Below are 13,459 nucleotides of genomic sequence, written 5' to 3'. Positions count from 1 at the left end.
ATGAGCGAGACGCGGGAACACGCCGAGCACACGGCCCGCCCCGGGAGCGGCACGGACGGACGGCACCTCGTCGCGGTGCTCGCCCTGCCGGGCTTCCCCCCGTTCGAGCTGGGCATTCCCTCCCGGGTCTTCGGCAGCGCCGTGGGCGAGGACGGCGAGGGCCTCTACGAGGTCGTCGTCTGCACCGCCGACGGCGCCCCCGTGCTCAGCGACTCCGGCTTCACCCTCCAGCCCGCCGCCGGGCCCGAGGTCCTCGCCGCCGCCGACACCGTGATCGTCCCGCCCACCCACGCCATGCCGGAGCTCGCCCTCGGCGGGCCGCTGCCGCCCGCGGTCGCCGCGGCCATCGCCCGCATCCGCCCGGGCACCCGCCTCGTGTCGATATGCACCGGCTCCTACGTGCTCGCCGCCGCCGGCCTGCTCGACGACCGTCCCGCGACCACTCACTGGAACCTCGCCCGAGAGTTCCGCCGCGCCTACCCGAGGGTGCGCATCGACGAGGACGTCCTCTTCGTCGACGACGGCGACGTCCTGACCTCGGCCGGCGTCTCCGCCGGGGTCGACCTGTGCCTGCACATGATCCGCCGCGACCACGGTGTCGCCGTCACCAACCGGGCCGCGCGCATGTGCGTCGTCCCGCCCTGGCGCGACGGCGGCCAGGCCCAGTACATCGACCGCCCCGTCCCCGAACCGACCGTCGCCACCACCACCGCCACCCGCGCCTGGGCCCTGGAACGCCTCGCCGAACCGGTCACCCTCGGCGAGCTGGCCGCGCACGCCCGGATGAGCCTGCGCACCTTCACCCGGCGCTTCCGCGACGAGGTCGGCATGACCCCGGTGCAATGGCTCACCGCGCAACGCCTGGAGCTGGCCCGCCACTTGCTGGAGTCCAGCGACCTGCCGGTCGATCTCGTGGCCCACCGGGCCGGTTTCGGCTCGGCGAACTCCCTGCGCCAGCACATGCGTTCCACACTCGGTGTCTCCCCGATCGCCTACCGGCGCACCTTCCAGCCCGCATCGGCGTGACCTGCGAGGTAATCGCCACCCGGGGCGCGCCCTGACAGGATCGGATCAACGGCCCGGACCGACGGGTCGGTTCACAGGGGAGCAGACCATGACCGCGTACGCCATCGCCCACCTTCGTCCCGAGACCATGAACGAGGACATCCTCCGGTACATCGAGGCGATGCAGTCGACCCTGGACCCCTTCGGCGGCCGCTTCCTGGTCCACGGCAAGGAGGTCGAGGTCCTGGAAGGCCCCTTCCCCGGCACCGTCGTCATGATCGGCTTCCCGGACATGGAGAACGCCCGCGCCTGGTACGCCTCCGACGCCTACCGGGCCATCCTCCCGCTGCGCACCGACCACATCGCCGGAGAGGTCATCCTGGTCGAGGGGGTCCCGGCCGACTACGACGCCTCGAAGACGGCGGCCGCCCTGCGCGAGGCCGCGGGGCTCTGACGGTGGGCAACCGCGCCGTGTTCGTGCTCTCGGGCCCCGATCACGCCGGTGGCCCGGGTGGCCCCAGTGATCTTGTGGGCCACACCCGCCATCGCTCCTCGTACGGCGCCGTCGGACTGGACCTCGACCTGCTGGCCGGGCCGGAGGTGGCGCTCCCCTTCCTGCGCGGCCACGTACGGGAGGACGACTGGTACCCCGACGACATGGTCGAGGCGGGCGTCCTCGCCGACGACGCCCGCCGGCTCCTGCTCCTCTTCGCCCGGGAGGGGCCCATCGCCTCCCTGCGCACCCGGGCCGCCACTCTGGAGCTGCTGAGGTGCGCCTGGCCGGGCTGGGAGGTGCGCTGGCTCCACGACGGCCAGACCGGGCTGCGGGCCCACCTCGGGCTCGACCCGGGGGAGCGTGACACCGACGTGTACCCCGGCCCGGCGCTGGAGCAGGACGACGAGGAGCTGGACGACCCCGATCCGCTGGTCGTCGTGGTCACCGTCGGCGCGGACCGCTGCCATGTGCTCGCCGACATCGACGACCACCCCGTCGAGGAGGGACCCGCCCTGCTGGACCGGCTCCGCGACGCCCCGGACCACGGGAGCCACCGGCTGCGCGCGGACGCCGGCATCCACGTGGACCCCGAGCGGCGCCGGGTCGGCTGGTGGCTGAACACGGCCCGCGCCCACGCCGGCTCCCTCGCCGACCGCTGGCCCGGCTGGACCGTGGAGTTCTGGGAGGACCGCTGGGCCGAGCACGAGCGGGCCTCGGGCGGCCGCTTCGCCCCGCCCGCGCCGGACCGCGCCGCCGCACTGGCCGACGTACGGGACCAGGCCCTGGAGCGGTGGTCCGGGCCCCGGGGCGACGTACGGGCCCGGCTCGTGGCGGCCCTCCCGCACGCCACCATCGGCCATGGCTTCGCCCCCGCCGTCACCGGGCAGCGGGCGGCCGCCGCCCGCGCCGCCGTCGAGCGGGCGTACACGGCGGCCGTCGGCACCTGACCTCGGGCTTCGGCCCCCGCGCCCGTCCGGGGGTGCGAGCATGGGCGGTATGGCTACTCACTTGATCACCGGTGCCGGCTCCGGCATCGGCGCCGCCGTCGCGGCCCGACTGCACGCCCGCGGCGACGACCTCGTCCTCCTCGCCCGGGACGCCGGCCGGGCCCGCGAGCTCGTCGACCGTTACCCCGGCGCCACGTCCCTCGTCGGCGACCTCGCCGATCCCGACCGGCTCTCGTGGGCGTTCTCCAAGCAGGCCGTCCCGGAGCGGATCGACTCCCTGCTGCACATCGCCGGGATCGTCGACCTCGGACCGGTCGGTGAGCTCCGGCCCAAGACCTGGCACCAGCAGCTCAACGTGAACCTGATCGCCCCCGCCGAGGTCACCCGGCTGCTGCTGCCCACGCTGCGGGCCTCCAAGGCCACCGTCGTCTTCGTGAACTCGGGCGCCGGGCTGAGCGCCCACCCCGACTGGAGCGCGTACGCCGCCTCCAAGCACGGGCTCAAGGCCCTCGCCGACTCGCTGCGCGGCGAGGAGAAGCCCCACGGCATCCGCGTCACCTCCGTCTACCCGGGCCGTACCGCCAGCCCCATGCAGGCCAAGGTGCACTCCCAGGAGGGCAAGGACTACGACCCGGCCGACTGGATCGACCCCGAGTCGGTGGCGACCACCATCGTCATGGCCGTCGACCTGCCCCGCGACGCCGAGGTCAACGACCTGAGCGTCCGGCCGGGCCGATGAGCGCCGGCGCCACCGGCGTCGGATCGCTGCCCGGCGGCGACGCCCGCGAGGCAGCGAAGACCGTCACCGGGTCCTTCGAGGAGTTCCCCTACCTCGCCGAGCTGCCCGCCCGCGGGCCCGGCGCGGACATGATCGGCCGGTCCCTGGGCCTCCTCGTCGACATGTACGCCCACGTCGAGCCCAGCGGCTGGCGGATCAGCGACCGCCCGGGACGGGACTCGAAGCGGTCCCGGTCCTGGCTCGGCGAGGACCTCGACGCGCTGGAGGAGTTCACCCAGGGCTACACGGGCAGGCTCAAGGTCCAGGCCGTCGGACCGTGGACGCTGGCCGCCGCCCTGGAACTGCACGGCGGCGAAGCCATGCTGCAGGACCCGGGAGCCTGCCGGGACCTGGCCGGATCGTTGGCCGAGGGCCTGCGCGAGCACCTGGCCGACGTACGCAAGCGCATTCCCGGGGCGCAGATCGTGCTGCAGCTCGACGAGCCCTCCCTGACCGCCGTACTGCTCGGCCGGGTCCGCTCCGCGAGCGGCTACCGCACCTACCGCGCCGTCGACCGGCAGGTGGTCGAGGGCGCGCTGCGCGACCTGTTCGCCGTCCACGACGGGGAGGTCGTGGTGCACTCCTGCGCGCCCGAGGTCCCCTTCGCGCTGCTCCGCAGGGCCGGCGCCACGGGTGTGTCGTTCGATTTCTCGCTGCTCACCGAGCGCGAGGACGACGCCATCGGGGAAGCGGTCGAGAGCGGCACGAAACTCTTCGCCGGAGTGGTGCCCGGCACCGACGCCCCGTTGTCGGACCCGGGCGGTAGCGTCATGGGTGTCAGGAAGCTTTGGCGCAGGCTGGGGCTGGCCCCGGGGACTCTGGCGGAGTCCGTCGTGGTCACCCCGTCGTGCGGTCTGGCGGGCGCTTCGCCCGCCTACGCCCGCGCGGTGCAGGCGCATTGCGTCAGGGCGGCGAGGTCGCTCGCCGACAACCCTGAGTGACGGTCGAGGACGGGCCACGGGAGGACACGGCATGGCAGCCGAACAGCAGGACACGGCAGTACCGACGGCGGTGCGTGATCAGCACGCACTGCTGGCGGAGCAGGTCGAGGAGCACCGCTTCCGGTACTACGTGAACGACCAGCCGGTCGTCAGCGACGCCGAGTTCGACCAGCTGCTGCGCTCGCTGGAGGCACTGGAGGAGCAGTACCCGGAGCTGCGCACGCCCGACTCGCCCACCCAGAAGGTGGCCGGGGCGTACGAGACGGACTTCGCCTCCGTCGAGCACCGGGAGCGGATGCTCTCCCTCGACAACGCCTTCGACGACGAGGAACTGTCGGCCTGGGCCGAGCGGGTGGCCCGGGACGTGAACACCTCGGACTACCACTACCTGTGCGAGCTCAAGGTGGACGGCCTCGCCGTCAACCTCACCTACGAGAACGGCCGCCTGACCCGGGCGGCCACCCGCGGCGACGGCCGCACCGGTGAGGACATCACGCCCAACGTCCGCACCATCGCCGAGATCCCGGACCGGCTGAAGGGCGACCGGATCCCGGCCCTGGTCGAGATCCGCGGCGAGGTCTACTTCCCGATGGAGAAGTTCCAGGAGCTCAACGCCCGTCTGGTGGAGGCGGAGGGCAAGCCCTTCGCCAACCCGCGCAACGCGGCGGCCGGTTCGCTGCGGCAGAAGGACCCCAAGGTCACCGCGAGCCGCCCGCTGCACATGGTCGTGCACGGCATCGGCGCCCGCGAAGGCTTCGAGATCGAGCGCCAGTCGCAGGCGTACGAGCTGCTCCACGAGTGGGGTCTGCCGACCGCGCGACACAACAAGGTGGTCGCCACGCTCGCCGAGGTCCGGGATTTCATCGCGGACTTCGGCGTGAACCGGCACTCGGTGGAGCACGAGATCGACGGCGTGGTCGTCAAGCTCGACGAGATCGCCCTCCAGGGCCGGCTCGGCTCCACCGCGCGCGCCCCGCGCTGGGCCATCGCCTGGAAGTACGCGCCCGAGGAGGTCAACACCAAGCTGATCGACATCAAGGTCGGCGTCGGCCGCACCGGCCGCGTGACCCCGTACGCGCAGGTGGAGCCGGTGAAGGTGGCGGGCTCCGAGGTGGAGTTCGCGACCCTGCACAACCAGGAGGTCGTCAAGGCCAAGGGCGTCCTCATCGGGGACACCGTGGTCCTGCGCAAGGCGGGCGACGTCATCCCCGAGATCCTCGGACCGGTGGTGGACCTGCGCGACGGCACCGAGCGGGAGTTCGTGATGCCGGCCGACTGTCCCGCGTGCGGGACGGAGCTGCGGCCCATGAAGGAGGGGGACATCGACGTCAGATGCCCCAACGGCCAGACCTGCCCGGCCCAGTTGCGCGAACGGATCGCCTACCTGGCGGGCCGGCAGTCCCTGGACATCGAGAACTTCGGCATGGTGGCGGCGGCCGCGCTGACCGGCCCGCTGGAGCCCGCGACGCCGCCGCTGCTGGACGAGGGCGACCTCTTCGACCTGACCATCGAGCAACTGCTGCCCATCAAGGCGTACGTCCTGGATCCGGACAGCGGGCTGCCCAAGCGGGATCCCAAGACCGGCGAGGAGAAGATCGTCACGGTCTTCGCCAACCAGAAGGGCGAGCCGAAGAAGAACGCCCTGTCCATGCTGGAGCACATCGCCGCCGCCAAGGACCGCCCGCTCGCCCGCATCATCAACGGCCTGTCCATCCGCCATGTGGGACCGGTCGCCGCCGAGGCCCTCGCCCGGGAGTTCCGGTCGATCGAGCGCATCGAGCAGGCCACCGAGGAGGAGCTGACGGCCACCGAGGGCGTCGGCGCGATCATCGCCGCCTCCCTCAAGGAGTGGTTTGCCGTCGACTGGCACCAGGAGATCCTGCGCAAGTGGCGGGCGGCCGGGGTCCGGATGGAGGAGGAAGGTTCCGCCGAGGAGGAGGGACCGCGGCCGCTGGAGGGACTGACCGTCGTCGTCACCGGCACGTTGCAGAGCCACACGCGCGACGGCGCCAAGGAGGCGCTGCAGAGCCGCGGCGCCAAGGTCACCGGGTCCGTGTCGAAGAAGACCTCCTTCGTCGTGGTCGGTGACAACCCCGGCTCGAAGTACGACAAGGCCATGCAATTGAAGCTCGCGGTCCTCGACGACGCCGGATTCGCCGTCCTGCTGGAGCAGGGGCCGGACGCGGCACGCGAGGCCGCGCTCCCGGTGGACGGCGAGGGCGGAGCGCAGTAGTACCGAGGGGGGAATCGCCGAAGGATCGCCGAAGGGGAGTAGCGAAGGCGAACGGATGCGTGGCGTGCGGCCGTACGGGCGGGCGCACGCCAGGCGCGGCGAACGGTGGTAAACGGCCGGTACAAGGCTGGTCGCAGGCCGGTGAGCTGTCGGATCATCGGATGGGTGACCGGGGGGCCCGGTCCGAACTCACCCGTTCGGCGGATACCGTACTGATGAGGATGGCTGGGTCGCATTCGGGCAACCACTGCCGACCGCTGCCCCTGGGAGCCTCGCGCGTCCTACTGTTGAGGGGTGCGCCTGTCGTGCACGGCCGCAGGATGCGATTTCGGCCGTGGTGGCATGACATCGGGGCCATCGCGTGACATCGGCATCGCCGGCTGTGAGAGGTACGGGCATGAAACCCACCGAAAGCGCCGACCCGTCACCTGAATTCGGCGGGGAAATCCCGTCCATGCGGGCGGGCAGGACGGGCAGGCTCGGTCTCCTGGGTGCCAGGACACCGGAGACCCGACCGGTCCCCACCGGCGCGGGCGGGCAGGAGCGGCGCGGCGCGCTGCCCTTCATCGTCGTGGGTCTCGCCGTCACGGTGCTCACCATCGGCATCGTCTCCGCGCTGAGCGGTCGTCATGCGCTGTTCCCCGGCGGGCCGGTCGGCTGGGCCCTGGCCCTCCTCACCGGCATCATCGTCGGCCACCTCGTCGCCCTCGGCCGCGACCGCTGGTGGGGCGGCACCGGATCGGGCGCGGCCCTGACCCTCGGCGTGCTCATCCTCTACGGCTGGGTCCCCGCCGGACTCGTCTCGCTGGCCGTGGTCTCCCTGGTGGGGGCCGCGCGCCGGCACCGCTGGCGGCAGGGGCTGCTGCACGGTTCCGTGGACATCCTCGGCATCGGCGCCGGAGCCCTCGTCCTCGCCGCCTTCGGCGAGGTGCCCTCCGTCGAGGACCCCTGGCTCCCCGCCTTCTGGGGGCTGGAGGCGATCCCCGAGATCGTCCTCGTCGCCGTCGCCTACCTGCTCGCCACCCGGTTCCTGCTCTGGGTCGCGCTGGCCCCGCGCGGCGACGGGCTGCCCACCGTCGCCCGCACCGTCCTGCTCCGCCACGCCTTAGTAGCGGTGGCGCTGCTCGGCATCGCCCCCCTCATCTGCGTGGTCGCCGTCAGCAGGCCGGTCCTGCTGCCGCTGTTCGCCGTACCGCTGATCGCACTGGACTCCACCCTGTGGATCGCCCGGGCCCGCGCCGAGGAACAGCTGCGGGACCCGCTGACCGGACTGCCCAACCGGCAGTGGCTGCTGGAGCGGGCCTGGTCCGCCCTGGACGAGGCCGAACGTTCCGGCACCCGGGCCGCCCTCGTGCTCATCGACCTGGACCGCTTCCGGGCGGTCAACGACACCCTGGGGCACCTGGCCGGCGACCGTCTGCTGCTCCAGATCGCCGAACGGCTGCGTCAGGCCCTGCCCGAGGACGCCGAGGCGGCCCGGCTCGGCGGCGACGAGTTCGCCGTGCTGCTCCCCTTCGCCGACTCCACCACGAGCGCCCAGCGCATCGCCCGCCACCTGGTCGCGGAGCTCAGCTCCCCCCTCGACCTGGACGGCCTCACGCTCGTCCTGGAGGCCAGCGCGGGCCTCGCCGTCTTCCCCGACCACGCGCTCGACGCGGAGGGGCTGCTGCGGCGCGCGGACGTCGCGATGTACCAGGCGAAGCGCGACCGGACGGGCGTCGAGGTGTACGAGTCCAAGCGGGACAGCAACACCCCCGACCGGCTGGGTCTCCTCGGCGACCTCCGCAGGGCCCTGGACGCCGGGGAAGTGGAACTCCACTACCAGCCGAAGGTCCGCTTCGACGGCCAGGTCGCCGGGCTCGAAGCCCTGGTGCGCTGGGTGCATCCGGAACGTGGACGGGTGTCCCCGGACGAGTTCATCGCGATCGCCGAGACCTCCGGGCTGATGCCGCACCTGACCGAGTACGTACTGGAGACGGCCCTCGCCCAGGTGGCGCGGTGGCGGGCCCAGGGCCTCAAGGTCCCGGTCGCCGTCAACGTCTCGCCCCGCGACGTCCACACCCCGGGCTTCGCAGGCGCGGTCGCCGCGAGACTGGCCCGCCACGGGGTCCCGGCGAGCGGGCTGCAGCTGGAGATAACGGAACACGTCCTGCTGGAGGACCCCCAGCGGGCGGCCGACACCATGGCCGGGCTCACCGGCCACGGCGTGAAGATGTCCCTGGACGACTTCGGCACCGGCTACTCCTCGCTCGTCCACCTGCGCCGCCTGCCGGTCAGCGAGCTGAAGATCGACCGGTCGTTCGTCGGCCGACTGGCGGTCGACACGCAGGACGCGGAGATCGTCCGCTGCACGGTGGACCTGGCGCACTCGCTGGGCCTGCTGGTCGTGGCGGAGGGCGTGGAGGACGACGAGACGTGGGAGCGGCTGCGGGACCTGGGCTGCGACGCCGTCCAGGGCTGGCTGGTCGCCGCCGCCATGCCGCCGCAGGAGGCCACCGCCTGGCTGCTGGCCCGCGGCGAGCGCGGCTGGCGCCGCCCGGCGGACATCACCGCGGAACTGGCGGCGGCCGAGGCCGACGCGGTCTGACCGCTGCCGGGCTGCAATCAGCCCCGCCGGCGTTCGAGGCGCGGGGTCCGGGGCGGAGCCCCGGTCCTGTGCGCCGCACCGGCGATCGCGGCGCGCTCCGGGCGGACCCGGGCGAGCCCGGGCGAGCCCCGCGCAGCGGTCCGCGCACGCCCCCGTTCCCGCATCCGCCAAACCGTTTCGCAGGCCGGGGGCCGCGCCCCATAGGATTGGGTCCGAAACGAAACATCCACCCACCCCCAGAGGATCGCTGCATGCCTGGCATTACGCGCGAGGAGGTCGTCCACCTCGCTCGGCTGGCGCGCCTTGAGCTGTCCAGCAACGAGCTGGATCACTTCGCCGGACAGCTCGGCGACATCATCGGCGCGGTCGCCCGCGTTTCCGAGGTCGCCGACCAAGACGTCCCGCCGACCTCCCACCCGCTGCCGCTGACCAACGTCATGCGCGCGGACGAGGTCCGTCCGTCGCTCACCCCCGAGCAGGCGCTCTCCGGTGCTCCCGCCCAGGAGCAGCAGCGTTTCAAGGTGCCGCAGATCCTGGGGGAGGACTAACAATCATGGTCGACATCATCAAGCTCACGGCCGCCGAGACCGCCGAGAAGATCGCCTCGGGCGAGCTCACGGCCGTCGAGGTGACCGAGGCCCACCTGGCCCGCATCGACGCCACCGACGAGAAGGTCAACGCCTTCCTGCACGTGGACCGCGAGGGCGCGCTCGCCCAGGCCCGCGCCGTTGACGCCAAGCGCGCGGCCGGCGAGAAGCTCGGCCCGCTGGCCGGCGTCCCCCTCGCCCTCAAGGACATCTTCACCACCGTCGGGGTCCCGACGACCGTCGGTTCGAAGATCCTCGAAGGCTGGATCCCGCCCTACGACGCCACCCTGACGCGCAAGCTGAAGGAAGCCGACGTCGTCATCCTCGGCAAGACCAACATGGACGAGTTCGCCATGGGGTCCTCCACCGAGAACAGCGCCTACGGCCCCACCGGCAACCCCTGGGACCTCACCCGGATCCCCGGCGGCTCCGGCGGCGGCTCCGCGGCAGCCCTCGCCGCCTTCCAGGCCCCGCTCGCCATCGGCACGGACACCGGCGGCTCCATCCGCCAGCCCGCCGCGGTCACCGGCACGGTCGGCGTGAAGCCCACGTACGGCGGTGTATCCCGCTACGGCATGGTGGCCTTCTCCTCCTCCCTCGACCAGGGCGGGCCTTGCGCCCGTACGGTCCTGGACGCGGCCCTGCTGCACGAGGTGATCGCCGGGCACGACCCGCTCGACTCCACCTCCATCGACGCCCCGGTCCCGCCGGTCGTCGAGGCGGCCCGCAACGGCTCGGTCGCCGGCATGCGCGTCGGTGTGGTCAAGCAGTTCGCCGGTGAGGGCTACCAGGCCGGTGTCGTCCAGCGCTTCAACGAGTCGGTGGAGCTCCTGGGCGAGCTCGGCGCCGAGATCGTCGAGCTGGACTGCCCCTCCTTCGACCTCGCGATGGCCGCGTACTACCTGATCGCGCCGTCCGAGTGCTCCTCCAACCTGGCCCGCTTCGACGCCATGCGTTACGGCCTGCGCGTCGGCGACGACGGCACCAAGTCCGCCGAGGACGTCACCGCCCTGACCCGCGAAGCCGGCTTCGGCGACGAGGTCAAGCGCCGCATCATCCTCGGCACGTACGCGCTCAGCTCCGGCTACTACGACGCGTACTACGGCTCCGCCCAGAAGGTCCGCACGCTCATCACGCAGGACTTCGAGAAGTCCTTCGAGAAGGTCGACGTGATCGTCTCCCCGACGACCCCGACCACCGCCTTCCCGATCGGCGAGCGCACCGACGACCCGCTGGCCATGTACCTCGCGGACCTGTGCACCATCCCGACCAACCTGGCCGGCAACTCCGCCATGTCGCTGCCCTGCGGCCTGGCACCGGAGGACGGTCTCCCGGTCGGGCTCCAGATCATCGCCCCGGCGATGAAGGACGACCGGCTCTACAAGGTCGGTGCGGCCGTCGAGGCCGCCTTCGTCGCACGCTGGGGTCACCCGCTGCTTGAGGAGGCACCGTCCCTGTGAGCACCAGTGCACTGACCAAGGCCAAGGGCTTCAAGAAGTCCAAGACCGGCACCTACCTGTCGATCGGCACCACCGCCTTCGGCGCGATCAGCGTGATCAAGCAGGTCAAGAAGGCCCGCAGCGACCACGACGTGCTGAAGCTGGTCGACGCCGCCGTGTCCGCCGCCGCCATCGTCACCGGCCTCGCGATCCTGTACCGCGAGCTGAAGCGCCTGGGCGACGACGACGTCCTGCTGGGCTGAGAGGGAAAGTTTCACCGTGACCACCTTCACCGAACTTCTGTCGTACGAGGACGCTCTCGCCTCGTTCGACCCCGTCATGGGCCTCGAGGTCCATGTCGAGCTCGGCACCAAGACCAAGATGTTCTGCGGCTGCTCCACCGAGCTGGGCGCCGAGCCCAACTCGCAGACCTGCCCGACCTGCCTCGGTCTGCCCGGCTCCCTGCCGGTCGTCAACGCGATCGGCGTCGAGTCGGCCATCAAGATCGGCCTCGCGCTGAACTGCGAGATCGCCGAGTGGTGCCGCTTCGCCCGGAAGAACTACTTCTATCCGGACATGCCGAAGAACTTCCAGACCTCCCAGTACGACGAGCCCATCGCCTTCAACGGCTTCCTGGACGTCCAGCTGGAGGACGGCGAGATCTTCCGCGTGGAGATCGAGCGCGCCCACATGGAGGAGGACACCGGCAAGTCGCTGCACGTCGGCGGCGCCACCGGCCGTATCCACGGCGCGTCCCACTCCCTGCTGGACTACAACCGCGCCGGCATCCCGCTCATCGAGATCGTCACCAAGCCCATCGAGGGCGCGGGCGAGCGGGCCCCCGAGGTCGCCAAGGCGTACGTCGCCGAGCTGCGCGAGGTCATCAAGGCGCTCGGCGTCTCCGAGGCCCGCATGGACAAGGGCCAGATGCGCTGCGACGTGAACCTGTCGCTGCGCCCGACCCCCGAGTCCGAGTTCGGCACCCGCTCGGAGACCAAGAACGTCAACTCCCTGCGTTCCGTGGAGCGCGCGGCCCGCTTCGAGATCCAGCGCCACGCGGCGGTGCTCTCGTCGGGCGGCTCGATCGTGCAGGAGACCCGGCACTTCCACGAGGAGGACGGCTCCACCACGGCCGGCCGCATCAAGGACAACGCCGAGGACTACCGGTACTTCCCGGAGCCCGACCTGGTCCCCGTCGCCCCGGCCCGCGACTGGGTCGAGGAGCTGCGCGGCGGTCTGCCCGAGATGCCGCGCGTGCGCCGCAACCGGCTCCGCGAGGAGTGGGACGTCACCGAGCACGACATGCAGTCGATCCTCAACGCGGGCGCGGTGGACTCCATCGTCGCCACCATCGAGGCCGGTGCCGACTCGACCGCCGCGCGCAAGTGGTGGATGGGCGAGCTGGCCCGTAACGCCAACGAGCAGGGCGTCGTCGTCGACGAGCTGCCGATCACCCCGGTGCAGGTGGCCCGGGTGGCGGCGCTGGTCGCGGACGGTTCGCTCAACGACAAGCTGGCCCGCAAGGTCCTCGAAGGCGTCCTCGCCGGCGAGGGCACCCCGGACGAGGTCGTCGAGAAGCGCGGCCTGAAGGTCGTCTCGGACGAGGGCGCGCTCGGCGCGGCCGTGGACGAGGCCATCGCCGGCAACGCGGCCATCGCGGACAAGATCCGCGGCGGCAAGATCGCCGCCGTCGGCGCCCTGGTCGGAGCGGTCATGAAGACCACCCGTGGCCAGGCCGACGCGGCGCGCGTCAAGGAGCTCATCCTGGAGCGCCTGGGCGTCTCCGAGTAGTCCTTTCCCCGTACGACGGCCCCGCACCGGACTTCCCGGTGCGGGGCCGTCGTCGTCGAGACTGTGTACGGGGTGATCGCGCGCGCCCGGCGCGCGGTCGACGGACTCGGGGGTACGCCGGTGGAGATCGGTGCGATGGTCATCGCGGTGGCGGGTGTCGCGGGCACGCTGGGCGGCGCGCTGCTCACCCAACGCGGCGCGGAGCGCGCGAAGCGCCGTGAGATCGAACTCGTGCGTGCCCACGAGGCGAAGCGCGAGAACCAGGCGCTGCGGCGCACCTGTTACACGGACCTCAACCGGGACGCCCGGCAGTTCACCACCGCGCTCAACCGGCATCTGCACGTCCTGCGGGAACGTGGGGTCGAGGACGCCGACCGGGCCGCGCTCGACACGGCCAAGGACGCCTTCCGCGACCGCTACTCCGAGGCGCAGATGGTCGCCCCCGCAGAGGTCCTGGCGTCCGCGGGGTCGGTCCACCACGCCCTGACCGCGGTCTACGGGCAGGTGAAGCGCCTGGAGCGGGGCGCGCCGGACCCGGGGGAGTCGATGGAGTCGGCGGCGCAGGCGCAGCACGGGATCTGGGACCCGCTCCGGGAGATGCGGGCGGCCATGCGCGCAGACCTCGGCGTGGGCTGACGCGGGGCGCCCTGCCGCC

Annotated in this window: 12 protein-coding genes; all 12 read left to right on the top strand. The window is 72.2% G+C overall.

Going from position 1 to position 13,459, the window contains the following annotated elements; all coding sequences use genetic code 11:
- Positions 1–1,026, top strand: a complete 1,026-nt coding sequence (locus BCL76_RS24570; protein ID WP_109781566.1) for a GlxA family transcriptional regulator — start codon at positions 1–3, stop codon at positions 1,024–1,026.
- An 88-nt stretch (positions 1,027–1,114) separates the two neighbouring features.
- Positions 1,115–1,459 (top strand): DUF1330 domain-containing protein, encoded by a 345-nt coding sequence (locus tag BCL76_RS24565; RefSeq protein ID WP_109781565.1) that lies wholly within the window; start codon positions 1,115–1,117, stop codon positions 1,457–1,459.
- Between the two features lie 74 nt (positions 1,460–1,533).
- Positions 1,534–2,448, top strand: a complete 915-nt coding sequence (locus BCL76_RS24560; protein WP_109781564.1) for a hypothetical protein — start codon at positions 1,534–1,536, stop codon at positions 2,446–2,448.
- A gap of 49 nt (positions 2,449–2,497) precedes the next feature.
- Positions 2,498–3,187: an SDR family oxidoreductase gene (locus tag BCL76_RS24555; RefSeq protein ID WP_109781667.1), complete on the top strand. Its 690-nt coding sequence runs from the start codon at positions 2,498–2,500 to the stop codon at positions 3,185–3,187.
- Positions 3,184–4,167 (top strand): methionine synthase, encoded by a 984-nt coding sequence (locus tag BCL76_RS24550; RefSeq protein WP_109781563.1) that lies wholly within the window; start codon positions 3,184–3,186, stop codon positions 4,165–4,167. Before BCL76_RS24555 ends, BCL76_RS24550 begins: the two co-directional genes overlap by 4 nt.
- Positions 4,168–4,198: 31 nt before the next feature.
- Positions 4,199–6,400, top strand: a complete 2,202-nt coding sequence (ligA, locus tag BCL76_RS24545) for an NAD-dependent DNA ligase LigA (protein WP_109781562.1) — start codon at positions 4,199–4,201, stop codon at positions 6,398–6,400.
- Between the two features lie 397 nt (positions 6,401–6,797).
- Positions 6,798–8,987 carry a putative bifunctional diguanylate cyclase/phosphodiesterase gene (locus BCL76_RS24540; RefSeq protein WP_258309874.1) on the top strand — a complete coding sequence of 730 codons (2,190 nt, stop codon included), beginning with the start codon at positions 6,798–6,800 and terminating at the stop codon, positions 8,985–8,987.
- 251 nt (positions 8,988–9,238) lie between these two features.
- Positions 9,239–9,535, top strand: coding sequence for an Asp-tRNA(Asn)/Glu-tRNA(Gln) amidotransferase subunit GatC (gene gatC / locus BCL76_RS24535; RefSeq protein ID WP_030010586.1), 297 nt, complete (start codon positions 9,239–9,241; stop codon positions 9,533–9,535).
- 5 nt (positions 9,536–9,540) lie between these two features.
- A complete protein-coding gene (gene gatA / locus BCL76_RS24530; RefSeq protein ID WP_109781560.1) occupies positions 9,541–11,034 on the top strand; it encodes an Asp-tRNA(Asn)/Glu-tRNA(Gln) amidotransferase subunit GatA in 1,494 nt (497 codons plus the stop codon).
- The gene (locus BCL76_RS24525; RefSeq protein ID WP_030763819.1) at positions 11,031–11,276 is read left to right on the top strand and encodes a hypothetical protein; all 246 of its coding nucleotides are present in this window, start codon (positions 11,031–11,033) and stop codon (positions 11,274–11,276) included. Before gatA ends, BCL76_RS24525 begins: the two co-directional genes overlap by 4 nt.
- A gap of 16 nt (positions 11,277–11,292) precedes the next feature.
- A complete protein-coding gene (gatB, locus tag BCL76_RS24520; protein WP_030763817.1) occupies positions 11,293–12,804 on the top strand; it encodes an Asp-tRNA(Asn)/Glu-tRNA(Gln) amidotransferase subunit GatB in 1,512 nt (503 codons plus the stop codon).
- A gap of 72 nt (positions 12,805–12,876) precedes the next feature.
- On the top strand, positions 12,877–13,440 hold the full coding sequence (locus BCL76_RS24515; RefSeq protein WP_258309873.1) for a hypothetical protein: 564 nt from the start codon (positions 12,877–12,879) through the stop codon (positions 13,438–13,440).
- Positions 13,441–13,459 lie beyond the last annotated feature (19 nt).

It is taken from the genome of Streptomyces sp. CG 926, assembly GCF_003148825.1.
Taxonomy (GTDB): Bacteria; Actinomycetota; Actinomycetes; order Streptomycetales; family Streptomycetaceae; genus Streptomyces.
The sequence above is the reverse complement of the archived record's forward strand: the minus strand, read 5'-3'. Positions and strand labels throughout refer to the sequence as shown.